The 26,300-nt window shown below is 57.2% G+C and carries 23 protein-coding genes and 5 tRNA genes; 14 read left to right on the top strand and 14 right to left on the bottom strand.

The annotated features are described in order from the left end of the window. Positions 1-42 precede the first annotated feature (42 nt). From tig to HMPREF3098_RS02990, 4 genes are all read right to left on the bottom strand, one after another. The gene (gene tig, locus HMPREF3098_RS03005) at positions 43-1,584 is read right to left on the bottom strand and encodes a trigger factor (protein WP_070433998.1); all 1,542 of its coding nucleotides are present in this window, start codon (positions 1,582-1,584) and stop codon (positions 43-45) included. 289 nt (positions 1,585-1,873) lie between these two features. Then, positions 1,874-1,947 (bottom strand) — tRNA-Pro (locus HMPREF3098_RS03000). 248 nt (positions 1,948-2,195) lie between these two features. Further along, complete coding sequence (locus HMPREF3098_RS02995) at positions 2,196-2,510, bottom strand: hypothetical protein (RefSeq protein WP_070433942.1); 315 nt, start codon at positions 2,508-2,510, stop codon at positions 2,196-2,198. A gap of 166 nt (positions 2,511-2,676) precedes the next feature. Further along, a tRNA-Gly gene (locus HMPREF3098_RS02990) sits at positions 2,677-2,751 on the bottom strand. A 261-nt stretch (positions 2,752-3,012) separates the two neighbouring features. Here HMPREF3098_RS02990 and HMPREF3098_RS02985 point away from each other — a divergent pair. Continuing rightward, the gene (locus HMPREF3098_RS02985) at positions 3,013-3,228 is read left to right on the top strand and encodes a helix-turn-helix transcriptional regulator (RefSeq protein WP_035114353.1); all 216 of its coding nucleotides are present in this window, start codon (positions 3,013-3,015) and stop codon (positions 3,226-3,228) included. Positions 3,229-3,389: 161 nt separating this feature from the next. Here the strand turns inward: HMPREF3098_RS02985 and HMPREF3098_RS02980 are convergent, their stop codons facing one another. Continuing rightward, a complete protein-coding gene (locus tag HMPREF3098_RS02980) occupies positions 3,390-3,863 on the bottom strand; it encodes a ribose-5-phosphate isomerase (protein WP_070433941.1) in 474 nt (157 codons plus the stop codon). A 168-nt stretch (positions 3,864-4,031) separates the two neighbouring features. Further along, on the bottom strand, positions 4,032-4,670 hold the full coding sequence (locus HMPREF3098_RS02975; RefSeq protein WP_070433940.1) for a mycothiol-dependent nitroreductase Rv2466c family protein: 639 nt from the start codon (positions 4,668-4,670) through the stop codon (positions 4,032-4,034). 127 nt (positions 4,671-4,797) lie between these two features. On the opposite strand from HMPREF3098_RS02975, the gene pepN reads away from it, so the two are divergent. The 3 genes from pepN (at position 4,798) to HMPREF3098_RS02960 (ending at position 8,805) form a co-directional block, all read left to right on the top strand. Further along, positions 4,798-7,488 (top strand): aminopeptidase N, encoded by a 2,691-nt coding sequence (gene pepN, locus HMPREF3098_RS02970; RefSeq protein WP_070433939.1) that lies wholly within the window; start codon positions 4,798-4,800, stop codon positions 7,486-7,488. A gap of 100 nt (positions 7,489-7,588) precedes the next feature. Beyond that, complete coding sequence (locus HMPREF3098_RS02965) at positions 7,589-8,023, top strand: globin (RefSeq protein ID WP_083284005.1); 435 nt, start codon at positions 7,589-7,591, stop codon at positions 8,021-8,023. Next, positions 8,020-8,805: a TSUP family transporter gene (locus tag HMPREF3098_RS02960; protein ID WP_070433938.1), complete on the top strand. Its 786-nt coding sequence runs from the start codon at positions 8,020-8,022 to the stop codon at positions 8,803-8,805. The genes HMPREF3098_RS02965 and HMPREF3098_RS02960 overlap by 4 nt, the downstream gene beginning before the upstream one ends. A gap of 512 nt (positions 8,806-9,317) precedes the next feature. On the opposite strand, the gene HMPREF3098_RS02955 is transcribed toward HMPREF3098_RS02960, so the two are convergent. From HMPREF3098_RS02955 to HMPREF3098_RS02935, 5 genes are all read right to left on the bottom strand, one after another. After that, positions 9,318-10,082: a DUF8185 domain-containing protein gene (locus tag HMPREF3098_RS02955; RefSeq protein WP_070433937.1), complete on the bottom strand. Its 765-nt coding sequence runs from the start codon at positions 10,080-10,082 to the stop codon at positions 9,318-9,320. Between the two features lie 22 nt (positions 10,083-10,104). Further along, the gene (locus HMPREF3098_RS02950) at positions 10,105-10,629 is read right to left on the bottom strand and encodes an acyl-CoA thioesterase (protein WP_070433936.1); all 525 of its coding nucleotides are present in this window, start codon (positions 10,627-10,629) and stop codon (positions 10,105-10,107) included. Positions 10,630-10,978: 349 nt separating this feature from the next. Then, positions 10,979-12,649 (bottom strand): energy-dependent translational throttle protein EttA, encoded by a 1,671-nt coding sequence (ettA, locus tag HMPREF3098_RS02945; protein WP_070433935.1) that lies wholly within the window; start codon positions 12,647-12,649, stop codon positions 10,979-10,981. 165 nt (positions 12,650-12,814) lie between these two features. Then, complete coding sequence (locus tag HMPREF3098_RS02940; protein ID WP_052095152.1) at positions 12,815-13,354, bottom strand: single-stranded DNA-binding protein; 540 nt, start codon at positions 13,352-13,354, stop codon at positions 12,815-12,817. A gap of 410 nt (positions 13,355-13,764) precedes the next feature. Continuing rightward, a complete protein-coding gene (locus HMPREF3098_RS02935; protein ID WP_070433934.1) occupies positions 13,765-15,981 on the bottom strand; it encodes a bifunctional copper resistance protein CopD/cytochrome c oxidase assembly protein in 2,217 nt (738 codons plus the stop codon). A 164-nt stretch (positions 15,982-16,145) separates the two neighbouring features. Here HMPREF3098_RS02935 and HMPREF3098_RS02930 point away from each other — a divergent pair. Then, a tRNA-Arg gene (locus HMPREF3098_RS02930) sits at positions 16,146-16,222 on the top strand. Positions 16,223-16,348: 126 nt separating this feature from the next. On the opposite strand, the gene HMPREF3098_RS02925 is transcribed toward HMPREF3098_RS02930, so the two are convergent. Next, positions 16,349-18,085 carry a cytochrome c biogenesis protein CcdA gene (locus HMPREF3098_RS02925; protein WP_070433933.1) on the bottom strand — a complete coding sequence of 579 codons (1,737 nt, stop codon included), beginning with the start codon at positions 18,083-18,085 and terminating at the stop codon, positions 16,349-16,351. Positions 18,086-18,348: 263 nt separating this feature from the next. Between HMPREF3098_RS02925 and HMPREF3098_RS02920 the strand changes: the two genes are divergently transcribed. The 7 genes from HMPREF3098_RS02920 (at position 18,349) to HMPREF3098_RS02890 (ending at position 22,843) form a co-directional block, all read left to right on the top strand. Further along, positions 18,349-18,717 (top strand): hypothetical protein, encoded by a 369-nt coding sequence (locus HMPREF3098_RS02920; RefSeq protein WP_035115536.1) that lies wholly within the window; start codon positions 18,349-18,351, stop codon positions 18,715-18,717. Positions 18,718-18,769: 52 nt separating this feature from the next. Next, positions 18,770-19,339 (top strand): sigma-70 family RNA polymerase sigma factor, encoded by a 570-nt coding sequence (locus HMPREF3098_RS02915; protein WP_035115610.1) that lies wholly within the window; start codon positions 18,770-18,772, stop codon positions 19,337-19,339. Continuing rightward, positions 19,336-20,067, top strand: coding sequence for an anti-sigma factor (locus HMPREF3098_RS02910; RefSeq protein ID WP_052095151.1), 732 nt, complete (start codon positions 19,336-19,338; stop codon positions 20,065-20,067). The genes HMPREF3098_RS02915 and HMPREF3098_RS02910 overlap by 4 nt, the downstream gene beginning before the upstream one ends. A 311-nt stretch (positions 20,068-20,378) precedes the next feature. Beyond that, positions 20,379-21,227 (top strand): mycolate reductase, encoded by an 849-nt coding sequence (cmrA, locus tag HMPREF3098_RS02905; RefSeq protein ID WP_035115534.1) that lies wholly within the window; start codon positions 20,379-20,381, stop codon positions 21,225-21,227. A 43-nt stretch (positions 21,228-21,270) separates the two neighbouring features. Further along, positions 21,271-21,918, top strand: coding sequence for an oligoribonuclease (gene orn / locus HMPREF3098_RS02900; protein ID WP_035115531.1), 648 nt, complete (start codon positions 21,271-21,273; stop codon positions 21,916-21,918). Between the two features lie 95 nt (positions 21,919-22,013). Further along, positions 22,014-22,089, top strand: a tRNA-His gene (locus HMPREF3098_RS02895). Positions 22,090-22,300: 211 nt separating this feature from the next. After that, positions 22,301-22,843 carry a flavin reductase family protein gene (locus tag HMPREF3098_RS02890; protein WP_070433932.1) on the top strand — a complete coding sequence of 181 codons (543 nt, stop codon included), beginning with the start codon at positions 22,301-22,303 and terminating at the stop codon, positions 22,841-22,843. On the opposite strand, the gene HMPREF3098_RS02885 is transcribed toward HMPREF3098_RS02890, so the two are convergent. Continuing rightward, entirely contained in the window at positions 22,840-23,052 is a 213-nt protein-coding gene (locus HMPREF3098_RS02885) for a heavy-metal-associated domain-containing protein (RefSeq protein ID WP_070433931.1), read from the bottom strand. The genes HMPREF3098_RS02890 and HMPREF3098_RS02885 overlap by 4 nt on opposite strands. Before the next feature lie 123 nt (positions 23,053-23,175). Between HMPREF3098_RS02885 and HMPREF3098_RS10910 the strand changes: the two genes are divergently transcribed. Continuing rightward, positions 23,176-24,144: a phytoene/squalene synthase family protein gene (locus tag HMPREF3098_RS10910; protein WP_141739645.1), complete on the top strand. Its 969-nt coding sequence runs from the start codon at positions 23,176-23,178 to the stop codon at positions 24,142-24,144. On the opposite strand, the gene HMPREF3098_RS02870 is transcribed toward HMPREF3098_RS10910, so the two are convergent. Beyond that, positions 24,071-25,492: a L,D-transpeptidase gene (locus HMPREF3098_RS02870; RefSeq protein ID WP_246815822.1), complete on the bottom strand. Its 1,422-nt coding sequence runs from the start codon at positions 25,490-25,492 to the stop codon at positions 24,071-24,073. The two genes, HMPREF3098_RS10910 and HMPREF3098_RS02870, sit on opposite strands and share 74 nt — an antisense overlap. A 523-nt stretch (positions 25,493-26,015) precedes the next feature. Here HMPREF3098_RS02870 and HMPREF3098_RS02865 point away from each other — a divergent pair. Next, positions 26,016-26,088, top strand: a tRNA-Lys gene (locus HMPREF3098_RS02865). The last annotated feature ends 212 nt before the right edge of the window (positions 26,089-26,300 follow it).

The following is a 26,300-nucleotide window of genomic DNA, read 5'->3' as shown; positions in this document are numbered from 1 at the left end:
GACGGTCGGTGCTCAGCGAGGGCCAGAGGGCGGAGCGCGGATTTACTTGTCCTCTGAAGAGTCAGCCTTCTTGGTGGACTTCTTCGTCGTGGACTTCTTGGCGGTGGACTTCTTCGCCGCAGTCTTCTTGGTGGACTTCTTAGCTGCGGTCTTCTTCGCAGGCTTGTCGTCCTTGTCCTCGGCCTTCTTCTCGGTCTTGGTGCCGGCCTTCTTCTCAGCCTTCGCGTCAGCCGTGGACTCCTCGGCCTCGGCACCCTCGGCCTCTTCCTCACCAAAGAACTGCTTGGGATCGACAACCTCGCCGTCAGTGTCCTTCACGGAGGTCTTGGCGATGTTCAATGCCAGAGCCTTACCGCGACGAACGTCGGCGAACAGACTGCCCAGCTGGTTAGCCTGCTGCAGCTGCATGATGAACTGGTTCGGGTCCATACCGTACTGGTTAGCCGTGAACGCGATGTGGTCCATCAGCTCTTCCTGGGAGACGTTTGGCTGCTCAACGTCAGCCAGCGCATCGAGGAACAACTGGGTACGCACGGAATCCTCAGCGGAGCTGCGTGCGTCCTCTTCGAACTTCTCACGGGTCAAGTCCTGTGCGGCCAGCATGGACTCGAATACCTTCTCGTCACCACCGAACTGGGCGATGATCTGCTGGATCTGCCCGTCGACCTGCTCCTTGACAACGGACTCAGGCAGCGGAACCTCGGCCTGGTCCAGAGCAGCTTCCAAGACCTTGTCACGAATCTGACCGGCCTGGGTATTCTTCAGCTGGTTCTCCACCTGGGTCTTCAGGGAGTCGCGCAGCTCGTCCAAGGTGTCGAACTCGGAGGCCAGCTGTGCGAACTCGTCATCGAGCTCTGGCAGTTCACGTTCCTTGACGGATACGACCTTCACGGTGACTTCGGCCTCTTCATCCGCGTGTTCACCGGCAACGAGCTTAGAGGTGAAGGTGTTTTCCTCCCCCTCCTTCATGCCGACCAGGGTATCGTCCAAGCCCTCAATGAGGGAATCGTTGCCGACCTCGTGGGACAGCCCCTCGGTAGTCGCCTCGTCAACGGTCTCACCATCGATGGTGGCGGAGAGATCAATGGAAACGAAGTCGCCCTTCTTCACAGCGCGCTCAACTGGCTTCAGGGTGCCGAAGCGTGCCTGTAGGTTCTTCAGTTCCTCGTCGACTGCAGCCTCGTCGGCGACTACTGGGTCGACCTCGACGGAAATCTTGGAGAAGTCTGGAACGTCGATCTCTGGGCGAACGTCAACCTCAGCAGTGAAGATGACGTGCTTGCCATCTTCCAGCTCGGTGATGTCGATGTCCGGCTGGCTAAGCACCTTGAGGTCGTGCTCATCGACTGCCTGGCTGTAACGGCTTGGCAGCATCTCGTTTATTACCTGATCCAGCACCATGCCACGGCCTAGACGCGCTTCCAGCAACTTTGCAGGGGCCTTACCCTTGCGGAATCCTGGCATGTTTACTTGTTGCGCCAGGGAGGCATACGCCTTGTCGAACTCCGGCTTGAGCTCCTCGAAGGGTACCTCGACGGTGATCTTGGTGCGGGTGGCGCTCAGCTTCTCTACAGAGCTCTTCACGAATGCACACTCCTGTGTCGATAATAGGGTTTCGCGGATGCGGTCTTTTGTCACGATACGCCGTTTCTGGGGCGCGGTCGTTCCCGCATCTTTTCGGTCGATCGTCAATTTTATATGTCGACGCCCCGCTGGCTGCGTAAGGGTCGATTATTACTGGGCCTTTGGCCAAACTGAACGCGCTGAAACCAGTTAATCCCGCCACGTCACGCCGACTTTGATCTATCCCCCCGGAGCCGCGAATATGCGAATGACCCTTGGGCTGGTTAGCCCGAGGGTCATCTTAGTACTGTCGGGATAGCGGGATTTGAACCCACGACCCCTCGCTCCCAAAGCGAGTGCGCTACCAAACTGCGCCATATCCCGATCCACAAAACACTAGCACCCCTCAAGGAGGTGCTTGCGCTGTTGCGTGCATTACTTTACGTGCACCGGGAGGGAAACACAAAACAACAGTTCAGGGGCTTGTGGCATACGATCAGTAGAACGAATTCAACGGGCACAGGGAATGGGCAAGCCAGAGCATGTAGCACCTACCGTTACAGCGGCCCCCTATCCCACAGACGGTCGGTCACCTCCCCAGTGAATGTGGCCCCTACCGCTACAGCAGTCCCCTACGTAGGGTCGGCATCTAATGAGGTTGGAATTGCATTATCCGGCACGTAGCTCACAGTAGCGAAAGCATTCGTTACCGCCTGCGCTGTCCCGATAGGCTTAATGATCAGGCTAAAGACTAGAGACTGCAAGCCCCATCCAATAAGCGCGGAGACGTGACCCATTCCACCCAGCGTTCTACTGGAAAGACTGCGACGATACTGATCTACTGGAAAGACAGCGACGATACCCACGAGGAAAATCTGCAGCGAAATGCTGAGTATCACCCCGATTCCTGTCGCGACTGCGATGGAACCCCACAACCCCACCGGCATGCTTAGGATTCGTGCCTCCCACCCCCGCCATCACAAAGGTGAGCCATCCGAATTACCCCCCGGAGCTCCCCCCAGATGAGTACACATTAAAAAGCACCTATGCCATGATTGTCATGACTTACGTCATGACTAAAAAGGCAAGAGGCAGTAAAAACCGCCCCTGAACTGGAGGGAACGACGGGAATCGAACCCGCGTCTTCAGCTTGGAAGGCTGAGGTATTAGCCACTATACGACGTTCCCCTAAGTAGTAACTCTACGTTGCTCACTACAACCGGCCCGGCGATAGCGTGCAGTAAGTAGCGTAACCACTGGAGCCAAAGCCTACACGCCATTCACATGACTAATCAAATTCGAACTTTCGGCCGTTCAACTGTCGCCTCTCCTTTCCCCCATAGGGTTTCCCTTAACCTGCAGTTTTCCGGTATGTTAGCTAATGTGCGTCCCCCCCGACAGGCAATACACCTATCCTCGTCACCAAAACCGGACGCTATCATACTTAATATGCAACCGATCATTATCGACAAGGACACGGGAGTTGAGCTGTGGACAGCTTCCCAGTGTGCTGAATACACGGGAACTGCCCGTGGGACATTCACCAGTTACGCCGGGCGCGGTCGCGCGCCTGAGCCCGTAGCCAAGCATCACGGGTTAACACTCTGGCTTTCGGATGATATCCGCGAGTGGCACAATAACCGCATCGCACAGCGCGAAAAGTAAGCCTTTCAGTTAATCCCCCACCCTTGTTCCCTCGTCTCCGGGAACTTCACCACATTCCATTCACAGAGACATATCACCGCAAAACCAAGCCCCCGAATTCCGCAATAGGGATCCGGGGGCTTCGATTTCTGGGGCCAGATGTTTCGGTAGAAACGCGAGTATTACTGGCCGGGGACCTCCGGGGCCTCACCGGTGCGTTCATACTCAGCGAGGATGTCGATGCGACGCTGGTGGCGCTCCTCCTGGCTCCACGGCTGGGAGACAAAAGCATCCACGATGGCCAAGGCCTCTTCCTCAGAATGCATACGCCCACCCAAACCGATGAGCTGCGCATTGTTGTGCTCGCGCGCCAACTTGGCGGTCTCGACAGACCAGGCCAGCGCACAACGTGCCCCTGGGACCTTGTTTGCAGCGATCTGCTCGCCATTTCCGGAGCCACCCAGAACGATTCCCAAAGATCCCTCGTCGGCAACCACCTTCGTGGCGGCGTCAATACAAAAAGCTGGATAATCGTCGTTGGCATCGTAGGTGTGAGCGCCACAGTCGATGACCTCAAATCCCTTGTCCGCCAAATGAGCTTTGATGACATTTTTCATTTCGAACCCTGCGTGGTCCGCACCTAGGTAAATACGCATGGTGCCAGTTTAAACGTTAGGTTCAAATACGCATCCGATGGCGGGATTCTCGGCGCGCGCCCCAAGCGACCACTGACCTGTCACCAGCTGTCGTGCCAAGTCGTACTCGACGACGGGACACTCGGCGCCTGGCCCGATATTGCCCGGACCGGCTACGCTACCGAAACCTTATTCGGCAACCGGGTCTTCAGTACGCGTGCGCTTGAGCTCGAAGAAGTGGGGGTAGCCACCCAGAACCATGGCCGCATCGAACAGTTCGCCGGCTTCCTCACCCTGAGGCACACGGGTGAGGACTGGGCCGAAGAAGGCTGTATCGCCCAACTGCACAACCGGTGTTCCAACATCGTCGCCAACCAAATCCAGCGCACGTTGGTGCGAATCGCGTAGTTGCTGTTCGTAGGAACCATCCTCCCCCAAGCCCTTATATGCCGCGTTGAAGAGCTCGGCTGGGGCTCCAGCCTCCGCCAAGGCCTCCTTAATTAGTTCGTCATTGGCGTGCAAATCCTCATAGCTCACGCGCTTTTCATTGTGAATTCGGTTGCCCATCGCGGTGTAAAAGGCGCCGATCTTTTCTGGGGCTTCGGTGTACAAAGCAGCAGCCACCCGGGCTGGCGCCCATGCGAACTGCATACGGTCTTTATAACCTTCATCGAGCCCTTCACGGCCGTCATTGAGAACCGCCAAACTCATGGGCGCCCAATCAATGGTCACATCACGGACCTTCTCAACTTCAAGCAACCAGCGACTGGTTACCCATGCAAAAGGGCAGGTGGAATCGAAAAACATCGTTACTTTGTTAGTAGCCATGGTTCCCACTGTAACGACAACCCAGACATCGCGTCTGCGGCCCCCGAGTCGGACTCGTGTGAGAACGGGGTTAGTACACCAGCTACCGCTCTACACGTTGTCGCGCTCGGTTACTAAGGTTGGTCGCATGACTTCTACAAACCTCACACGCACCGAGGCCGCTAACCGCGCCCGACTCATTTCGAACGTGAGCTACAGCTTCAACGTTGACCTCACCGAGGGTGCCAATATCGACCAGAAAACGTTCCCCTCTCAGACCACCATCACCTTTAGCTCGGAATCTGGCTCCACCTTTGTGGACCTGCGGGCCGCTTCCGTCAGCAAGGTGGAATTGGATGGGGAAGATATTACCCAGACCGCTGTGCCGTTGAAGAACGGTTCCTACGACGAAGAACAAGGCATCCAGCTCCACAACCTCACGACTGGTTCTCACTCCTTAGTCGTGGAAGCCGATGCTGTCTACTCTGCTACCGGTGAAGGCCTGCACCGGTTCCGTGACCCCGCAGATGGCGAGGTGTACATGTACACCCAGTTCGAGACTGCAGATGCCAAGCGCGTTTTCGCCTGTTTCGATCAGCCAGACATCAAGGCCACCTACGACATCACTGTTACTACGCCTTCCACGTGGACTGTCGTCACCAACAATGTGGTCAGCGTGGATGACCGAAATGCAGACGACGGCAGTAACGTCCACCGTATCCACCGCGCCACCGTCGACTACCCACTGTCCACCTACCTAGTTGCCCTGTGCGTCGGCCCGTGGTACGAGGTTCGAGACGAATGGACCGGCACCATCACGGAACACCCCGAAATGTCTCAGGAGGCCATTGCCGAAGCAACCAAGCGTGCTCCTTTGCAGACATCCGGCGATATCACCGTGCCCCTCGGTCTGTACTGCCGCCAGTCATTGGCGGAGTACATGGATGTTGACGAGTTGCTGAAAATCACCAAGCAAGGCTTCGACTGGTATTCCGAGCACTTTGGTGTGGGCTACCCGTTCTACAAGTACGACCAGATCTTCTGCCCCGAATACAACATGGGCGCGATGGAAAACGCCGGTGCGGTGACGTTCCGCGACGAATACATCTTCCGTAGCGCAGCCTCCCACTACGAATACGAACGTCGTGCGGACACAATTTTGCACGAGATGGCGCACATGTGGTTCGGCGACCTTGTCACCATGCAGTGGTGGGACGACCTGTGGCTCAACGAGTCCTTTGCAACCTGGTCCGCTGCCATGAGCCAAGCCGGGGCCACGAAATTTAAAACCGCGTGGGTGACTTTCGCCAACAAGGAAAAAGCATGGGCCTACGGCCAAGACCAGCTATCCTCCACGCACCCCGTTTTCTCGGACGCTTCGGACATCGTGACGGTAGACGCCAACTTCGATGGAATTACGTACGCCAAGGGCGCAAGTGTATTGAAGCAGCTGTCTGCGTACGTGGGCTTGGAACCATTCCTTTCCGGCCTTCGCTCCCACTTTGCTGCGCATGCATGGTCAAATGCCACCTTTGATGACCTTCTTGGAGCCCTCGAAAAAGCCAGTGGCCGTGACCTCTCCAGTTGGGCCGACCAATGGCTCAAGACCACCGGCATCAACACGCTGGCGCCGAAGTTCCAGGTCAATGACGGTAAGTACACCAGCTTTGCCGTGACACAGCAGGGTGCAGAACCAGGCGCTGGCGAGACTCGCACCCACCGCATCGCGGTGGGTATCTACGCCTTCAACTCTGGCCAGCTGGTTCGCACTCACAAGACGGAGCTGGACATTGAAGGGCCTGAGACCGAAATTGCAGACCTGGTTGGGGCCAACGAGGGCGATCTCATATTAGTTAACGACAACGATCTAACCTATGCCTTCATGTCTCTGGACGAAAAGTCGCTGAGTACCGCCACGGAAAACATCGACAAGATCGGTGACCCCATGGCACGTTCTCTCGTGTGGTCCGCTGCGTGGCAGATGACCCGCAATGCCCAGATGAAGGCTCGCGATTTCGTTGCCTTGGTGGCCCGCGGATGTGTGGCTGAAACCGAGATGGCAGTGTTAGAACAGATTTTGCTGCAAGGGCGCTCCGCCGTTGACTCATACGCTGATCCCGCGTGGGCCGACAGCACCGGATGGGCCATGCTTCGCGATGCCTACCTTGAGGGCGTACGCACCACCACGGAAGCAGCCCAGCTCGCCTTCGCTCGCGCATTCGCCGGTTGTCTGCAGTCTGCCGAATCTGCCGAAATCCTGCGGGCCCTTTTGGGTGAAACCGACGCCCCTACGGGCATCACGGGCCTCGATGTGGACCAGGATCTTCGCTGGGCCTTCATCATCGCGTTGACCGGCGCGGCCCGTATCACGAACGAATCGGAACCGACGCTCACCGCACGCATCGAAGCTGAACAGAAGACGGATTCCTCCAGCACCGGTGCAATGCGGGCGCTCCAAGCGCGCTCCGTCATCCCCACGGTAGAGACGAAGCAGAAGGTATGGGAGGAAATCACCGTCCACGGACCAGAGCGCTCCAACCTAGAACTGCGCCACCTCATGGCTGGGTTCTACCACGTCGGCCAGCGCGATCTCTTGGACGGCTTTGGCTTGAAGTACGCCGAAGTCGCCCCATCGCTGTGGAACGCACTGTCCCCGGAGATGGCGCTGCGCACCCTGGAGGGCATCTACCCCACCTGGGATACCAGCGAAGAAACGGACACCGTGATTGCCGATATGATTGAAAAGGACAGCACCCCGGTCGGTTTGCGTCGCCCCCTCCGCGAGGGACGCGATGTCGTCGCTCGCCGTAAGTCCGCGGTGGTATACGACCAGTCCTAACACGGTCGCGTCCAGCTCCCACTGAAAGATGTGATCGGTGGAGATCAGGGTGGCGTCAGAAAAAAGGGCGCTGGCACGCATGCGAACAGAGAGGTAGGCAGTGAGCGCGAATTTCTACGAGGCAGTCGGCGGGGAGGAAACCTTCCGCAAGGTTGTGCACGAGTTCTACAAGCAAGTGCCCGCCGACGACATCCTGGGGCCCATGTACCCCGATGACGATCTAGAAGGTGCTGAGGATCGGCTGCGGTGGTTCCTCGCACAATACTGGGGTGGCCCGCAAGAGTTCAACATCCAGCGTGGCCATCCTCGGCTGCGCATGCGGCACGCTCGTTTCCACATTGATGAGGCCGCGCGGGATCGGTGGTTGGAACTGATGTCCAAGGCAATGGCGACTGTTGATGAGGACACTTTGCCCGATGCGCACCGAGCAGCCATGTGGGATCACATGGAACGAGTTGCAAACATGCTGATTAACGCACCCAGCGGGCACCCCGATTTATCGAAAGGATCCCCGCAGGAGCCTAACGCGCGATGATGGACATCGCTCCTCCCGTCATTGGGGCCCTCGTTGCGGGGGCTTTCAGTGCGGGATTGGTAGATGCCATCGTTGGTGGTGGTGGCCTGATCCTCATTCCCTTGCTGATGATTGCGCTTCCCACGGTGCCCGAGCCCAGCATCATCGCCACTAATAAAGTGGCATCCGTCAGCGGTACAACAACCGCGGCGATCTCGTTTCTGCGACGAGTGAAGGTGGATAAATTCCTCCTTACATGGGCTGTTCCGCTGGCGCTGGCGTGTTCAGCGGGCGGCGCGTTGATGGTTTCCGTGGTCGACAGTGCGATACTGCGGCCCATCATCATCGTTTTACTGCTTGCCGTGGGAACCTACGTGGCGCTGAAACCCTCCTTTGGCGAAAGCTCCGCGATTACGCAGCGCAAGGCCATCTCGCGCCGGCGCTGGTTCCTAGCACTGATGGTGATCGGGTTAATTTCCGCCTACGACGGGTTCTTCGGTCCGGGAACAGGGACGTTCCTCATTATCAGCTTAACGGCGCTTCTAAGCCGATCATTTTTGGAATCAGTTGCAATGACCAAGGTCATCAATGTTTCCACCAATGCTGGCGCGCTGTGCGTACTGGCGGCTACCGGGAATGTCATGTGGTTGCTGGGATTTGTCCTCGCGATTGCCAATATCTGCGGATCGGTAGCCGGGGCACGGCTGGTGATTTCGCGTGGAACGGGCTTCATTCGAATCATGCTGCTGATCGTGGTGGTGGCGATGGCTGGGAAACTAACGTACGACCTGTTCAACGGTTAGTTGTCTGCTGCCCCCTCGCAGTGCGGGATCCGCCATCCACGCCGGAGCCTAGTGGATAGTGCGGGATCCGCCATCCACGCCGGAGCCTGGTTGAAAGTGCGGGATCCGCCATCCACGCCGGAGCCTGGTTGAAAGTGCGGGATCCGCCATCCACGCCGCGCATGTCCCACGTGGTTCGGACTAAGGGTTGGGAGCTCATGAGTTCCGACTGCGCACTTTGCCGTGGCCAAGCCCCTCCCGAGGTCGACGCCCGATCCCATGTCAACGAAGCAGAACGAAAAGCCCAACAAACGTGCCCACGACATCATTTCATTCTGCTAATCCAGCACCCAGACAGCACCAAAAATACAGAACCAACGGCAGGACCCACACCAATCCCATGTCAACAAAGCAGAACGAAAAGCCCAACAAACGTGGCCACAACATCATTTCATTCTGCTAATCCAGCACCCAGTGACACCGGAGATGGCGGTCTGATCACGGGAATGAGCAGATCAGCGTCGTCGAGAGAATCATGGCACCCGCGCGAGCCCCCCTGGTCGGGGCGCATAAAGGGTGCCGCCTACGCCATCCACTCGAATCCACGAAGCGTGGGCACTCACTCGTGCGTAGTCGTAGGATTTCATCGCGGGATTCACAGGTTCTGGTGCCAAACCCAACGCTCCCATTGTTGCCATCATCCGACCGGTAATGCTCACCTGCGCCGAATCAGAGCTCACCTCCATGAGCTCCTGATCAAGGAGGGAGCGCGCAATCCCCGCGGGACCTGAGTGCTCGCGATTTTCTGCCACCATCGCTTGGTACAACTCACGCAGCACAGACCCCGGTGGGGTGTCAATCAGGGTGTATCCCGTTTCAGGCGGCAACGCACCCCGCCACAACAACGAACAATCCGCACCCAAGGCAAGTTCCTGCGGTAAGTCCTGACCTGGCGTACCCGGTTCAGTCTGACCCAGTGTTACGCCCTGTTCCGATCGACCCTGTGGGGGGACGAATCTTGAAAGGTAGGATCCCAGTGCGTCCCTGATTGCACGTGCCCGAACCACCGCGTCGTCGCTACCGACCAAAGTGCCAGGGATGCGCTGCATGTAAATGGTGCTCGTGGGCGTCGAAAAGAAAAAATCAACCGCCCCGTCAACCTGCCGCAGCCGCGCCAAAGCATCCGGATCCATAGCCAGCACCCGGTCTGCGACTTGGCTAGTTCGGCGCGCAGCGGCTTGCCATTGCTTAGCGGTACTGGCATGGACGAGATCAGGGACAACGAGACGAATTTCCATAAACCCCACTATAGGTGGGCGCTTAGGAAACGTTGTTAGCCTTCTCCACAGCACGGGTGCGATTGCGTTCGCGAGCAGAGGTTTCGGAGGAGTTCGATTCTTCGTCATCGGAAACCGGAATTAAGAACAACCCCATGTTCTTCAGGTCCTGCTCCGACCACTCGCGAGATTTTCCGGTCATCACGTCGATGCCCACCATGACGGTATCAATCGTGGACGCAACACGGCCAAGCGAATCCTTGATCTGCTGGCGCATTACGCAGGAACGGGTTCCCAGACTGGTGAAAAATGAGCTCACTGCGACCTCAGATTCACCCGGAGACAACGGGCGAGGGTAATCGATCGTCGTGTGGCGAACGAAGAACGGTGGAACGGCAATATCCATCTCCAGCAGAACGTCCTTGAGAAAAACCATGCGCGCATCTTGGGCGAATTCAAGATACTTGGCGTTGTTAACATGCTGGTATTGATCAAAATCAGTCCAACGGAGTTCCCGATGGCACGTGTGCCAGCGAGTATCGGTCTTCTTATTAAGAATAAAAGGCATCGCTTGCCAGTCCCCTTCGATTGTAAGTTTGTTGTCGAAGTTAAAAGGATTCCATACGGAACGTACATTGTAGCAATCGGGGCTGGTGGTAAAGAAGTTACATGCACAACCCATGAAAAATTCCCGCGACTCTTACACTTTTTCAGTGCCCAGTCACGGGAATTGGTTAAGCCGACACTACGGCGGAGCCGGCCGGAACATGGGTTGAGACCGTCGGCGGTTCCCCAAGAACGGCCAGCGAAAGCGGATGAACCAAATGGGGTTCCTCGAAGGCAGCTACCACTACACGAAGCAGCCGACGATCCCTCGCAGAACCATGCTCCCCCACGGGGGCGTGCACCGGCGGAACCTAGCGCGTCAGCTTACGGTGCGTAACGCGGTGCGGACGGGCGGCCTCGGCACCCAAGCGATCGATCTTGTTCTTCTCGTAGTCCTCAAAGTTACCCTCGAACCAGTACCATTGCCCCTCGGCAACATTGCCCTCCCACGCGAGAATGTGGGTACAGGTGCGATCCAAGAACCAGCGGTCGTGGGAGATCACAACGGCGCAGCCCGGGAAGTTCTGCAGCGCGTTTTCCAAGCTGGACAGGGTTTCCACATCCAGGTCGTTAGTCGGCTCATCCAGCAGGATCAGGTTTCCGCCCTGCTTCAGGGTCAGCGCCAAGTTTAGGCGGTTACGCTCACCACCGGACAGGACCTTGGATGGCTTCTGCTGATCCGGCCCTTTGAATCCGAAGGCGGACAGGTACGCACGGGATGGCATTTCGTTCTGCCCCACGTGAATGTAATCTAAGCCGTCGGACACAACCTCCCACACGGTTTTCTCTGGATCGATGTTCGCGCGGTTCTGGTCAACGTAGCTGAGCTGCACGGTCTGGCCAATCTTGACCTCACCTGCGTCGGGCTCTTCTAGACCGACGATGGTCTTGAACAGGGTGGTCTTACCCACGCCGTTAGGGCCGATCACACCCACGATGCCGTTACGAGGCAGGGTGAAGGACAAGTCCTTGATGAGCACGCGGCCATCAAAACCCTTCTGCAGATCCTTAACCTCAACAACTTGATTACCCAGGCGCGGTGGGGTTGGGATCTGAATTTCCTCGAAATCCAGCTTCTTGTACTGTTCCGCCTCCGCAGCCATCTCTTCATAGCGCTGCAGACGAGCCTTGTTCTTCGCCTGACGAGCCTTGGCACCGGAGCGCACCCAGGCCAGCTCTTCCTTCAAGCGCTTCTGCAGCTTCTGGTCCTTCTTACCTGCAACCTCGAGACGCTTGGCCTTGGTCTCTAAGTAAGTGGAGTAATTACCCTCGTATGGGTATAGATTGCCGCGGTCGACCTCACAGATCCACTGGGCCACGTGATCCAGGAAGTAACGGTCGTGAGTCACGGCCAAAACAGCGCCGTTGTAGTTCGCCAGGTGCTGCTCCAGCCACAGCACGGACTCCGCATCCAAGTGGTTAGTAGGCTCGTCGAGCAGCAGCAAATCTGGCTCGCTGAGCAGCAATTTCGCCAATGCTACGCGGCGGCGCTCACCACCAGACAAGTGTGTCACTGGCTCATCGGATGGCGGGCAACGCAACGCCTCCATGGCCTGCTCAATCTTGGAATCCAGTTCCCACGCATCGGCAGCATCAATCTGCTCCTGCAACTGGGTCATTTCCTCCATGAGCTCGTCCGTGTAGTTGGTCGCCATTTCCTCGGCGATCGCCTCGTAGCGTTGACGAACCTGGAAGATCTCGCCCATGCCCTCTTCGACATTCTCGCGAACGGTCTTCTCCTCATTCAAAGGTGGCTCCTGCTGCAGGATGCCAACGGTAGCACCGGGGTCGAGGAACGCCTCACCGTTCGAAGGCTGATCGATACCAGCCATGATCTTCAAAATAGAGGACTTACCGGCACCGTTAGGACCGACCACGCCGATCTTGGCGCCCGGGTAGAACGCCATGGTCACGTTATCGAGAATGACCTTCTCGCCGTGCGCCTTGCGCACGTTCTTCATGGTGTAGATGAACTCGCCCACTGTGAACTCGTCTCCGACCTTTCCGGTATAGATTTCTCACGTCACTGAAATTATCGATGTGGAAGCCGCCGAGGTTAACGCCGGCGACTACCACGCATGCCCCTCAGTGTACGTGGTCACAGGGGTCCATCCCACTTTGCGACCTGGTTGCGGGACCTGCCGCTTCTAGAATGGTGGCTTCGAGCTATTGTCCTCCTCATTTCCCCCCAACGAGTTACCGGATTGGGCTCCCACGCCCGCGCCAACCAATTCACGCTCCTCGTTGTCTTCGCTGCCACCCGCTGCTTTCTCTGCGGCGCGCGCGGTTTCCGTACCACGGGCTTCAAACTCCCCGAAATCCTCATCCTTGATCGCTTTCGCTCGCTGCCAATTCAGATCAGGCCCCACGTGGCTGGCCTTCACACGCAGCACCGAACGCTTGACCTTTTCGCCATTCAACTCGGCTTCCCAATTGCTCTGGATCAACCGGCCAATTACCAGGACCGACATTCCCTTGCCCATGCAGTCCAGCACGTTGTTCGCTAACTTCCCCCAGCACTGCACCTCGACAAAGGTTGGCTCGCCTTCCGACCAGTTACCATTAGCATCTTGGTAGCGGTGATTCAGTGCGAGGTTGAGTAGCACCAACGTGCGCCCGTTGGCTGAATTCCTAAATTTGAGTTCCGGCTCCCTCGTGAGCCGCCCTGCCAAATGAACGGTCGCCATATTAAACACGTGTTTTCCCTTTCGTCCCCACCGAGGGCTTGTCCCCCAGTGTTTGACTCCGACGTTGCCACAATCACGTGCTCATGCCATTTTTCTCGACGCCCTGCTGTGCATAACTACGGTGAACCGCCGGCTTATCCACAGTCCACTACCTAGGCCTTGACATGGGGACGCGTACCGGTGTGGCGCGTCAATATAATCGATTCAATCAGCCTGGCCGCACCCCTGCCCAGGCAATCCCCATCGCCCCCATCTCTAGCTGCACTTGTGCCCAAACAGCGCCCCATCGCCCCCATCTCTGGCTGCACTTCTGCCCAGGCAGCGCCCCATCGCCCCATCGCTAGCTGCACTTCTGCCCAGGCAGCGCCCCATCGCCCCATCGCTAGCCGCACTTCTGCCCCGTCAGCGCCCTACTCGTTCTTATCCACCTGGCCTCGCTTCTTCGCAGGATGGCGCTTGGTGTGCAGAGCCCCCTGGACTTCTTGATCGTGGTAGTCCGCGCTGTAGTATTCCGCGTTACCAAAATCACCACGGCCCTCCGCAAGCCCCTGCAACATGGCGTTGTACGCCTCCAATTCTTCCCCTCCAGTCCGCTCTTCACGGCGGTCATGGCGCGCGGCTTCCTTGCGATCGGTGCGCATCCACTGCACACCGTGAGCAGCGGTAACCACCAGCAACGGGATCTCACCCAGAGCCCACGCAATTCCACCGCCCTTATTCTGTTCTTCCGCGAAATCCACGGGGAATGGGAAGTCCAGTTGCTTGTAGAACTCCAGATTCAAAGGGGTAGCCATTTGCATCATCGCGATACCAAACCACGCGTGGAATACCACGACGGCGAACAACGTCAACATCTTAATGAATGGGCTGAGCTGGCGCGGCGCCGCATCCACACCGATGATCACCCAGTAAAAGATGTAACCGGAAATGATGAAGTGAATCATCATGAACAAGTGGCCACCGTGATTGTCGCCGATGACGTTGAACAGGGAGGACAAATACAGGTAGTAGAACCCGATCACGAACTGAATACCGGCCACAATGGGGTTGGTGAGAAACCGCGAGACGGGATTGTTAATGAACACCACCAGCCACTCGCGTGGCCCCGGCACACCGTTGCGTCCCGCCGGTGGCAGCGCACGCAGCAACAACGTCATGGGCCCACCCAAAACCCAGAACACGGGAACCGCCATCGACAAAATCATGTGTTGCAACATGTGCGGGGAGAACATCGCCATGGAGTACATGCCCAATCCCGAGGACGTAGCCCAGAACAAGGTCGCATTGCCTAACGTCCACCAGAACAACCGGGACAGTGGCCAATCAATGCCACGCTTTTTCAAAGACAACCAGGCCCACGTGTAGATCCACTGCAGGATCAACGCCCCCACGCCAAACACCAAATCCATGCGGAACATGGTGAAGTAATTCGCCACGCTCGGCGGCTCCTCTAAACGGAAGCCCAACAACAGGTCTTGGGGAGTGAGATCTAGCTGCAGCTCAATCGGAGGTGGGATGCGGGACAGGGACACTGCCACCCCGATGGTCGCAGCCATGATCAAAACTTCAACCAGGGCAAGGCGGATGAAGGGACGGCGCTGGGCGTCGGAAATAGATGTGCGATCACCCTTGGCCTCTGCAGCCTGCAGTAAAGGAATAACCTTGCGACGATGTAGCCAACCACAGTAGGCCAAAACAATTGTAAGGACAGCCTTCGCCGTGATAACCAGCCCATATTGAGTGCTGAACCACTCAGAGAATTTCAGGCGGATAGCCGCATTGATAAGCCCGGAGATAGCAATGCCGATGATTGCGCACAACGCGATAAAGCTATAACGCTCTACAATGACAGCGAGGTGCTCGCCACGACGTTTGGCATGGGCAACCAAGGCCATCAGACCGCCAACCCACACCGCCGTGAGGACGAGGTGCCACAACAAGGAATTCACACCATAGTCGTGGTTGCCACCGCTGGCGGAGTGCCCTTCCAAGCCGAGGGGAATAAGCGAAAGAATCGAGATGGCAAAATAAACCGGCTGCCAAATCCACTTGCGCGTTGTGGCAGAAAAGATGGCCACGACGAAGGCAAACGCCGCGACCCATAACCACACGCGAGCGGCACTGACCTGGGACAGGGCGGTTTCCCAGAAAGTGGGATCCATCGCGACCGACAGTGGCTGGCCGGACACATCCGATAAGTACAGCGGTACTAGGGCCAGCGCACCCAAACCCCACACGACCATGGACCACGTGCCTGTTCGCGAGGCCTTGTACCCGTCAAGGTCCAGGTAGCCGTCCTTACGAGGCGGCGCCCCGAACGCGGCCATCATGAACGAGCCAATCCCCAGGAACGCCACCAACGTTACGGCCGAGCGCACAAACGGCAACCCGATGGTCGTGAGTTCTCCGGGATCTGGAATACCGAGAATCGCGAGGGATTCCCCCAGAAAGCTATACCCGATCGCGGCGCCGACGATGCCGGCGACAACTGCCGCCACCACGTAAAATAGCGTGGGCTTAGCGGAGGTACGCTTCTTGGCAGCGGTGTTCTTATCCACCAAGTCGCGAGTCGACGATTCTTCCGCGCCCGCCGTTGTAGATGAAGTCGCATTGACAGTCTCAGACATGCCCCTGACATTACCGCCGTAGCGCGCGAATTCCGATTTCTTGAGACGCGGGTAACAGCGCTGACCACGGGCTGGCTTAGCCCGACCTCCCTCCGGCATCGCTGGAGCTGGTGGGTTAATCTAAGTAGCGTTCTGTTCCGATACGTGTGGGACAGATCGTGTCAGCCTCCGTAGCTCAGCGGATTAGAGCAGAGGGTTTCTACCCCTTGTGTCGCGGGTTCGAGTCCTGCCGGGGGCACCAGGTCTTTCGTGCACCGGGTACTTCGGGCGCAAGGTTCTTCGTGCACCGGGTACTTCGTGCACCGGGTACTTCGCGCACCAGGTACTTCGTGCACCGGGTACTTCGGGCACCGGGTTCTTCGTGCTTCTACCCGAACGTCATCGAATGCAGCACCACTCCAGGGGCCACATCGATCTCCAACACACCTTCCCGCTTCTCCCCTCCAGGCTTTCCGGCGATATCGATCGTTCCAGGCGTGACCGGCAAGCTGTGTTGCACCCCATTCACGGTGATCCCCGCGCGTCCAGATTTCCCGCCCGCGGCACCGCTCGATTGCCCCGCCTGGCCAGCCCCTTCCCCTCCAGAGGCCACTATCTGTACTAACCCGGCGCGGTAATTCAATCGTAATTTCGCTGCCTTACCTGCTCGGATGAAATCGGGACCGATAGTCCACTCCCCTTCCAATGCGTAATTGGGAAACTCCAAGTTTGGCACTGCAGTAAAAGTGCGTGTTCCCTGGCGGTATTCCTGTTTCGAATTAGCGAAATACTCGGCGCGTTCGTATCCCAGATAGGTCTCGGGATTGCGATCTCGAACGGTAGCTACTTCCTCGTTATTGAGGGGTTCCGGCAACTTCACATTGGGGTTGGCTTCCTTCAGCAGTTCCCGCACCATGTGCTCTGTTTCCGCATACTGGCCTTCACCCTCGTGAATGGAGCGAACATGACCTTTGCCGTCCACCAGGTAATGCGCTGGCCAGTATTGATTGTGGTAATTCCGCCACGTCTTAAAGTCGTTATCTTGCGCGACCGGATAGTGGATTCCTTGTTCGCGCGCCGCCGCCTTGACGTTTTCTAGGTCCCTTTCGAAACTATATTCCGGCGCATGCACTCCAACGACCGTTAATCCGGCTTCGCGATAATGGTCATACAGCGCCGTAACGTGCTTATTCGCCCGCTGGCAATTGATGCACGCATAGGCCCAAAAGTCCACAAACTTCACGGTGCCGAATTGCTTCAGATCAACCGGCTTATCGGTATTAAACCACCCGGTTAGCCCTTCTAGCTCGGGTGCCTCGCCACACTCCTGCAGGCCTTTATTTCCCGACGCCCGGCAGTTTTCCAAATTCCCGCCTGCGCTCCCGGCGCCTCCTGCAGCTCGGACCGAGTCGACTGTGTCCCGCACGCGCTCGTCATTATTGAACTTGGCCTGCAGTCCTTGGGACCAGTCGGGCAACGTCCTTTGCAATGCCGCCGGTGCATCAAAAGCTAGGGCAACTGCGAGGGCAATGGTGATGAGGCCCGAAACCACGGAAAACCCTTTGGTCCGGCGCTGCACCGCGGAAACTTTATCACCGGCTTTATCACCTGCCATGGCGAAAAACAGCAAGGGAATGGCGGCCCCCACGGCGAAGGACAAAGTCAGGATGACGGTTGGCCACCCCACTTCACCGGTGGCGCCGGCAACAGTAACTGCCGCGAGAACTGGTCCGGCACATGGTGCGTAGACAGCACCCAGCGCTAGTCCAACGGCCAAACCGCCCTTGTTCTTCGTTTTGTTTTGCAAAAACGTGGGCTTGGGGATAGCGAGGAAAGGTTTAGCGATGGCGTCGCCCAAAGGAGGAATCATCATCGACAAGCCCAAGATAACCAGCATGCCGATACCTACCCACCGGATGGTGGAATGGGGGAGGTCGAGGGCTGAAAGCAGACTGGTCCCCAGCAGTGTAATAACGGAAAAGCTGAGCACTATTCCGGCCACTACAGGCACTGGTTTACGACCTTGAGAGGTCACGACTGTAAAGACAATGGGCAGTACAGGGAGTATGCACGGCGAAATTCCTGTGATTAACCCTCCGAGCAGCCCGACCAGCACTAAGTCCATGGGGTTCCTTTCAAAGATTCAACGGCTTGATGGGCGATCTAGCGCTTCGGCATTCATTCGCCCGTGTCTAGTCAGGTGTTCGGAGCGTGCCCCACTTTTGGATTGCGTAAAACAAAAGAAAAATAATTCTGCTCTCCTGCAATCCACCCCGCCCGTCTGCTCCGTAGTGCTGTATGAGAGCGCTTTGTCAGCGCTTTCAATGGCAGCTCGATAGTTGTCACGCTCACGTTTTGAACATTCAGTTTTCTTTGGAGGATATTCCCATGACTCGTTTCACTAAAAAGGCCGTGACCATCGCCGCATGCGCCACCATGGCTGTTGGCCTGGCTGCCTGCAACGACAAGGGTGCAGATGATTCCAAGATGGAGCCCTCGGGTTCCATGGCGCCTTCTAGCTCCATGATGCAGCCTTCCGATTCCATGTCCGAGTCCGGTTCCATGAAGCCTTCCGACAAGATGGAGGGTGACAAGATGGAGGGCTCTGACAGCATGAAGCCTTCCGATGCCATGGACAAAATGGGCGAAAAGGCCGATGGTATGAAGGACAAGATGAGTAAAGAGGGCGGTCAGATGACCGACAAGATGGGCGATAAGGCCGGCGAGATGAAGGATGGCATGAAAGACGGCATGTAAAAGTAGTCCTTTTCCCATGTGCCAGACTGCGTAGGGTCTAACATTGATCATCGTGAAAGATTCGGTCGAGATTGAAAGCGCCCTCTTGGGGCGGGTCTCTCGGGGCGATAAACGCGCCTTCGAAGATCTCTACCGACGTCTGAGCGGCAATGTTTTAGGCCTCGCGTTTTACATCCTCAACGATCGCGCTGCAGCAGAAGAAGTCACCCAGGAAGTCTTCGTGGAGATTTGGCGCAAAGCTGGGGATTTTGATGCTGGTCGCGGAGGGGCTAAATCCTGGGTGCTCCGCCTCACCCGATCCCGGGCCATCGATCGATTGCGATCTGATCGAGCTTCCCAGGCAAGGGATCATCGCGATTTTGAGCTCAACCTAGCTAACCCCGGCCCCGCGTCTCCGGCCGATAACGCAGAAGCTGCAGCTGAGCGTGCGGAAATCCGGCAGGCAATCGATGATATCGGTGAGCCCAATCGCACCGCGGTCATCTTGTCCTACTATCAAGGCCTAAGTCATAACGAGATCGCCGAACTAAATCAGATTCCGCTGGGCACCGCGAAAACTCGCGTGCGTAACGGGATGAAGCGACTCGCCTCACTACTTTCCGAGAGGGGGATCACCCAGTGAACACTGAAGACGCACTCAACCGCGCACCTGAACCCCTCGAGCCCTCGGAAGACCTCTTCGCATCCATCATGAAACACATTGATGAAGAAGATGCACGGGTGGTTCCTGGCGGCATTGCGCCCGGTGAACCCACCCCGACCGAACTCACCCCAACCGGGCCCACATCTACTGGGCCTACCCCTAACGGGCCCACTTTTACCGAGCCCACCCCGCAGCCAGATTTCAAGGCCCAACCGCGTCGAGGGTTAATCCTCCTCGCCGCGGCCACCGTAGCGATTCTGGCTGGAAGCATGGTGGTTCTCCCGCAGCTGACCAACCAGTCAGAACAAAACACCGTGGCAGAACAACCCACTTCCCCATCGCATACCCCCACGGGCCCTGCCACCGGGGTGGACCAAATGCACGACATCATGGCGGCAAAAGACCTCCGCACCGCAGATATCAATGGCCACGGAATGTCCATCGCGATCGTTGCAAGCGACACGATGGGTAAAGCTGGCGCTATGGTCCAAGGCACCCCTTCCGTCGATGACGGCATGGGTGCACAAGTTTGGGCAATCATGAGCGACGGCACAGCTAAATCTGCGGGCGTGATTGACCGCAACCCTCACTCCGATGTCTGGATGCCCCTGCCCGCGGGCACCATGCGCGTCACCATCACGGAAGAACCCGGCACCGGCAGTCAGTCCCCATCGGGGCAGATGTTGTCCTCCGAGGACGTCTCTTAGGTCGAATTCTCGCCCCTCGCCGCTGCGCCATTTTCGGCACAGCCAGTGCCGGGCGCTTTCGTTTTCACGTTACGGCGTTTTGCCCACCACAGAGCACCGCCCGGCGCCATGTTCTCCTGGAGAACCGCCCGCCGTGTTCTCCTGGACACCACCCGCTGTGTTCTCCTGGACACCGCCCGCGCCACACCGCTGCTCCCTCCTTTCGTTCGTTTTGCCTTCATCACGATCGCTGTACCCTAGTGGGTGGTTCACGTTTGCATAATCACTAACCGGCGCCCCACCCGCTGGCTACACCTAAAGGAGAATTGTCAATGACGTCCGAGCACTCACTTCCCTCACCACGCCCTGGCAGCTACGCGGTTGTCACCGGCGCGTCCTCGGGAATCGGTGAAGCCTTGGCTTTGGAACTGGGACGTCGAGGCCATGATCTTGTACTCGTTGCTCGCTCCACCGGCCCCATGCAGGCAATCGCCGACCAACTGCCGGAACGCGATGTACAAATTCGCTCCGTTGATCTTTCCGACGCCACAAGCCGCACCGAACTCGTTAGCGAACTGCAGAAGCTTCCAGTGCACATCATTATCAACTCCGCGGGCATCGCAACCTTCGGCGATTTCGCGGATCTTGACTACGGTTACGAGCGCGCTCAGTTTGAACTCAACGCCACTGCACTTTTCGAATTGACCGCAGCGGTCATTCCGGGCATGGTCAGCCGCCGGGAAGGTGGGATCGTCAACGTTGGATCAGCCGCTGGCAACATGGCAATTCCCGGTAATGCCACGTACGTGGGTACCAAGGCCCTGGTGAACACCTACACCGAATCTCTTCACTACGAGTTGAAGAAACATGGTGTGAAGTGCACGTTGTTGGCACCAGGACCAGTACGTGAGGCGCGCAAAGAAGAAGAAAAGCGCACGGGTGTAGATCGGGTCACTCCTGATTTCGTATGGACAACCTACGAGGATTGCGCGGTAGAAACCCTCGACGCTCTCGCTGCGAATAAATTGCGTGTCGTCCCTGGGCCGCTGTCCAAGATCATGAACACCTTGTCTACCTATATCCCGCGCAAGCTAAGCGCACCGGTCATGGCCAAGTTATACGCCAAGATGGCCCAAGAGGTAGCCAAGGAACAAGCCTCCAAAGCCCAGAATTCCAAGTAGTCCCCCCTCCCTCACCATCTCTCCAAAGGAGTTTGAAACCCCCATGACCAGCACGTCGGAGCACACCACTCCAAACCAGATTTCCAAAAACGATCGCATTGTATGGGTGGATTGCGAAATGACGGGGCTGGATCCCGATCAACACGTGCTGGTGGAGATTGCCGCGATCGTCACGGATGCCAACCTTAACCTGCTCGATGAAGGCATTGACCTGGTCATACATGCCAGCGAGGATGAACTGTCCCGGATGGATAGCTTCGTGTCGAAGATGCATGGCAACTCTGGGCTAACGGATCAAATCCGCGAATCCACATTGAGCGTCTCCGAAGCCGAGCAGCACGTGCTCGAGTACATCAAGCGATTCGTCCCCCTCAGCCGTACGGCGCCACTGGCTGGCAATTCGATCGCAACGGACCGCACCTTCATCGCACGCTACATGCCGGACCTCAACGAGTTCTTGCACTACCGGATGATCGACGTATCCAGCATCAAGGAACTGGCGCGTCGCTGGTACCCACGGGTCTACAACGGGCAGCCTGATAAAGGCCTGGCCCACCGCGCACTGGCTGACATCAAAGAATCCATTCGCGAACTGGCGTACTACCGAGCGGCGCTTTTCCCCGCAGAGTCCCCCTCAAGTGAAGAAGTGCACAACGCAGCCGCGACGGCTAGCGAGAATTACCCTATTTAATCCCCTTGAAATGGCTCTCAGCAGCGTTTTTGTGAAAATACATCATTGTGGTCTAACATGAAATTCGCTGTTTGAGAGCTATCAAACATGCCATGGTGGCTGTAGTTCAGCTGGTAGAGCACCAGGTTGTGATCCTGGGTGTCGCGGGTTCGAGTCCCGTCAGCCACCCCAATTTTTAACCCCGAGTTGATCCTTCTAATCACTCGGGGTTTCGTTCATGCAGCATTGGCCCCATCCACCGCACCCCTCATCCGCACCTCCTGCCATTCAGCGTCCTGTTCATCCGGCGCTCCTCGTACAACCTCCCCGGGAGGGTTACAGTGGTATCCAAGCGCTTGTCCGCAGCGCGTTCATTCAGCACCACGGAGGAAACTCACACGCGATGTCCCAGTCCAAGCCCACGGCCCACCAACAAGCCGCGTTCCGCGATATTTTCAGGGGCCATCCCGCAAGTGTGGCACTCATTACCGCAACCGTCGATGGCGAACCTGTGGGAATCACCGTGTCCAGCGTGGCGTCGCTGAGTTTGGACCCCTTGTCCATCAGTTTTTCATTCATGAAGCGCACGGGCTCGGCCGAACGCATCTTGCGTTCCGAAAGCCAACTGGTTCATTTTCTTTCCGACGCCCAATCCTCCGTCGCCAAATCCTTCGCAAAACCCTCGCCAGATCGTTTTAGCGAGGAGCAGGGCTGGCAGGTAGCCGAGACTGGCGAACCCTTCTTGCCGAATTCACGTGCGGTCCTGCGTGTGAATATCCTCGATGCGGCTCGCGCAGGTGAATCTACGCTCATTGCCGCAGAGGTAACGGACGTACTCCAAGCACCCAACCTCGCTGACCCCGAACATCAAGTCCCCGCCTTGATCTTCAAGGATAGGCATTACTTCAGCGGCGCTCAGCTGGGGTCCAAAGATGAAGTGGGTTAGCTGACCTGCGTGGCGTCGTAACCCGCCTCATCAACCGCTGCGATGACGGCATCTGGAGTAACTGTGCCATCCTCGTCAACCCGCAGGGATCCGTCCTGCGCACTCACGGAAATCGTGGTTACACCTGGGATCTTGGAAACCTCTTCGCGCACTGCCGCCTCGCAGTGACCGCAACTCATACCTTCAACTTTGAAAACTAGCTGACTCATAGTGGACCTCCTTGTGTCGCGATTGCCTCGTGCGTTGTGCAGACGATCGCTCGCCGCATGTGACGAACTCGGCTCCATTGTACGACCGCCTGCTCACCCTCTCGCGCTACAGTGGGTTCCATCATGAGAGCTTTTCCCGCTGCCTTTATGCAGTACTCGCGTGTGGCGGAAACAATCGCCGCAGATGTCATCAGTTCATATTCGTCGAGTTTTTCCTTGGCCAGCCGAATACTTGACGAGCCGGTTCGCACCCACATTCGCAACATCTATGGGATGGTGCGAGTGGCGGACGAAATCGTGGATGGTGCGGCATCTGGCGCAGGTCTATCCGCTGAAAGGGTGCTCGACGTCCTCGATGAGTACGAGCGCTCCACGCTAACTGCCCTCCAAGACGGGTTCAGCCCCGACCTCATTCTCCAGGCATTCACGAATACCGCGCGGTGGGCTGAAATCAACACGCAGCATATCCGCGATTTCTTCCATTCCATGCGGTTGGATGCCCACAGCGCAGCTAGCTGCGGGCCCACGTCCTACACGTCGCGCGAAGCTGCAGAGTACATTCATGGCTCCGCCGGTGTCATCGGGTGGATGTGCAACGCCGTGTTTCTGAAAACCTCAGAAGCCAACGGCCGGGTTCTCACCGATGCGGAAAAGCAGACTACAGAGCGTGCTGCCTATGCCCTGGGCTCGGCGTTCCAGAAAGTTAACTTCCTTCGTGATTATCGCCACGATTCTGCGGCTTTAGCGCGGTTCTATCTTCCGCAGCTTGTTGACGGAGGGCTCACGGAACAGGCCAAAACCGCCATCGTCCAGGAGATACGCAGTGAATTGCGCACCGCCCAAGGGGGCATTCATCTGCTGCCCGAGCAGGCTTTCAGCGGAGTTGTTCTGGCGCACGATTTGTTCGCAGAGCTCACCGAGAAACTGGATCGCACCCCCGCTCATGTAATCGCCCGCGAACGGGTGCGGATCCCCAATCGCCACAAACTCCGCATCGTGGCGCGGGCTCAACTACGGGTTACTGGTCGGCGTTTCCGGCCTTCCACTTCGCCCATGGAATCATCCAGTCGCCTAGGCCATCCATCCCGTTGAGTTTATCTCCCGAGGTGTTTTTCACCTCGACGATATCGCCACGCTTAAGGTTTTCGAACACCCACTGAGCGTTGGGGACGGAAACGTTAATGCAGCCGTGGGACGTGTTTTGCGACCCCTGCGCCCACTCGCTCCACGGTGCACCATGGATGTAGATGCCGGAGTAGCTCATTTGGGTCGCATAGGCCACCTGGGTTTGGTATCCACCGGCATCCAGCGCTAGGCCGTACGTCGTGGAATCCATCATCAGATGCTCATGTTGTTCACCCACCGTGTACACACCGTTTGGCGTGGCAAATTCACCATCGCGGCCATTGGATGTTGGCATCGTCTTGATTTTCTTGCCGTTTTTGAAGATGTCCATCATCTTGGTTTTGTCGTCGACGATGGCCCGCACGTCATCACCGATAGTGAAATCCGCATTGCGTTCTTCGGTCGCAAACGTTCCATTGCCCAGATCAACACCGCGCAGATGAGTCTTTACCGATACCTTCGTACCGGGCTCCCAGTAGTCCTTCGGGCGCCAACGCACCATGCGATCATTTAGCCAGTAAAAGGCCCCCTCGGTGTTGTTATCCGTTTTCACCTCGATGGCCTTTTCCACGGCTTTTCGGTCGGGAATCGGTGTATCGAAAATCAACGAAATAGTTTGGGCCACCCCGACGGTCGCACCATCGAGGGGCGCTAGTGCAGTGCTAGCTAGTGCTTGGGCGACCTGAGTGGTGAACGTTCGGCTGATCTCTTTATCACCAGCTTTCGCTGTCAGCGTGTAAGTAGTTCCGAACTGCAGGTCCCCGGTGGATACCCACTCGGTCTTGTCGTCGTTAAGCTTCCCCTCGACCGTGTTTCCGGACACGTCCGTTATGGTTGCGGCCGCGATCTGCTTTTCGCTTGTCACCTTGATTTTCTTATTGACGCCCCAGTCCTGCGCGCCATCTTTCACATTTGTGGAAAGCTTGCCCTTGACCTCGCTGGTGGGCTTGGAGGTCTTCTCCTCGGTGCGACCTGACGATTGTTCGGCAGAACCGTCATTGTCGATGGTGCATCCAGAGACCAGCAACAGGCCGCTGAGCGCCGCGGCGGTAACGCCGCGCGCACCCCAGCGACGACCCTTGTAGTTGGGATCCTTGTGGTGACGGTCATTGTGGTGACGGTCATTGTGGTCGTGATCATTGTGGTGAGAATTCTTATGGTCGCGACCCTTGCTGTGACGAAAAACAACCCCAGAAGCCGGTGGAGGGGTGGATCCACCACGAACGGTGCCCTGGGCGGTTTCACGCTCGGCTGATCGTGAAGTAGCTGAGTGCCGCATTGCGCGCGGCGAAAACATCGGGGTGTTCAAGTTCATCGTGCTCCGACTGCGAAAGTTGGTAGTGCCGTGTGGGAATCCGCAGGTAACCAGTGCGGTTTTAGGCCGCACAACCCACACAGGGCCATGCGCTACCAATGCTTAAATCTGATACATGGACCATACCGCCCATGTCCGACATCGCGTTACCAGAAACTCTTGACACTGTTCGATTGTGGCCAAATCGTTACCGCCTCGCCTCTCGTGTACCCTTCACCCGACTTGCACCCAACCGGACCCCGTCCGGCAACCGGCCTGCAGCCAACCCGAACCCAGCCAGCAATCAACCCGCGCCCAACCGGACCGAACCGAACCCCGTCCGGCACTCGCTCCTCCGAGCAATGCTCCCGACCGCCACAGGCTCATTCTCCCTTGCACAATCAAGCCCCACGAAACACTAACTGAGCTGGCGATTTGTAAAGATTCACCCATACGGTATAGAGTTCTTTTCGTTGCCAACGAGCACGGAGGCAACAGCCAAGTGCTTATTGCACAGTGTTTTAACACAGCGTGTTCAACACAAGGGCCATTAGCTCAACTGGCAGAGCAGCTGACTCTTAATCAGCGGGTTCGGGGTTCGAGTCCCTGATGGCCCACATTTTAGATACCCCGTCTTATCAGGCTAAATAGCTGGTAGGGCGGGGTTTTTCGTGTTTTCTGCACGTGTTGGATTTCGGTGTGTTTTAGCCTATTTTAGTGCCTATTGTCGTCAAAATGTCGTCACGTCGTCGTCACCCGAAACGCAAAAAGACCCCCGCCACAGGGAGCATAAGCGAACTGCTCCCCATTAGTTGGACTGAGAAATCAG

Origin of the sequence: Corynebacterium sp. HMSC28B08, from assembly GCF_001806865.1 — a bacterium.
Classification (GTDB): Bacteria; Actinomycetota; Actinomycetes; order Mycobacteriales; family Mycobacteriaceae; genus Corynebacterium; species Corynebacterium auriscanis.
Note: the sequence above shows the minus strand (reverse complement) of the source record. Positions and strands in the feature narration are given on the sequence as shown.

Bases quoted from the DNA above. Each gene is read 5' to 3' on its own strand.
- HMPREF3098_RS02995 (WP_070433942.1), bottom strand. From the start codon at position 2,510: ATGCCGGTGGGGTTGTGGGGTTCCATCGCAGTCGCGACAGGAATCGGG.
- HMPREF3098_RS02985 (WP_035114353.1), top strand. From the start codon at position 3,013: ATGCAACCGATCATTATCGACAAGGACACGGGAGTTGAGCTGTGGACA.
- HMPREF3098_RS02980 (WP_070433941.1), bottom strand. From the start codon at position 3,863: ATGCGTATTTACCTAGGTGCGGACCACGCAGGGTTCGAAATGAAAAAT.
- HMPREF3098_RS02975 (WP_070433940.1), bottom strand. From the start codon at position 4,670: ATGGCTACTAACAAAGTAACGATGTTTTTCGATTCCACCTGCCCTTTT.
- pepN (WP_070433939.1), top strand. From the start codon at position 4,798: ATGACTTCTACAAACCTCACACGCACCGAGGCCGCTAACCGCGCCCGA.
- HMPREF3098_RS02960 (WP_070433938.1), top strand. From the start codon at position 8,020: ATGATGGACATCGCTCCTCCCGTCATTGGGGCCCTCGTTGCGGGGGCT.
- HMPREF3098_RS02955 (WP_070433937.1), bottom strand. From the start codon at position 10,082: ATGGAAATTCGTCTCGTTGTCCCTGATCTCGTCCATGCCAGTACCGCT.
- HMPREF3098_RS02950 (WP_070433936.1), bottom strand. From the start codon at position 10,629: ATGCCTTTTATTCTTAATAAGAAGACCGATACTCGCTGGCACACGTGC.
- HMPREF3098_RS02940 (WP_052095152.1), bottom strand. From the start codon at position 13,354: ATGGCGACCGTTCATTTGGCAGGGCGGCTCACGAGGGAGCCGGAACTC.
- HMPREF3098_RS02935 (WP_070433934.1), bottom strand. From the start codon at position 15,981: ATGTCTGAGACTGTCAATGCGACTTCATCTACAACGGCGGGCGCGGAA.
- HMPREF3098_RS02925 (WP_070433933.1), bottom strand. From the start codon at position 18,085: ATGGACTTAGTGCTGGTCGGGCTGCTCGGAGGGTTAATCACAGGAATT.
- HMPREF3098_RS02920 (WP_035115536.1), top strand. From the start codon at position 18,349: ATGACTCGTTTCACTAAAAAGGCCGTGACCATCGCCGCATGCGCCACC.
- cmrA (WP_035115534.1), top strand. From the start codon at position 20,379: ATGACGTCCGAGCACTCACTTCCCTCACCACGCCCTGGCAGCTACGCG.
- orn (WP_035115531.1), top strand. From the start codon at position 21,271: ATGACCAGCACGTCGGAGCACACCACTCCAAACCAGATTTCCAAAAAC.
- HMPREF3098_RS02890 (WP_070433932.1), top strand. From the start codon at position 22,301: ATGTCCCAGTCCAAGCCCACGGCCCACCAACAAGCCGCGTTCCGCGAT.
- HMPREF3098_RS02885 (WP_070433931.1), bottom strand. From the start codon at position 23,052: ATGAGTCAGCTAGTTTTCAAAGTTGAAGGTATGAGTTGCGGTCACTGC.
- HMPREF3098_RS10910 (WP_141739645.1), top strand. From the start codon at position 23,176: ATGAGAGCTTTTCCCGCTGCCTTTATGCAGTACTCGCGTGTGGCGGAA.
- HMPREF3098_RS02870 (WP_246815822.1), bottom strand. From the start codon at position 25,492: ATGAACTTGAACACCCCGATGTTTTCGCCGCGCGCAATGCGGCACTCA.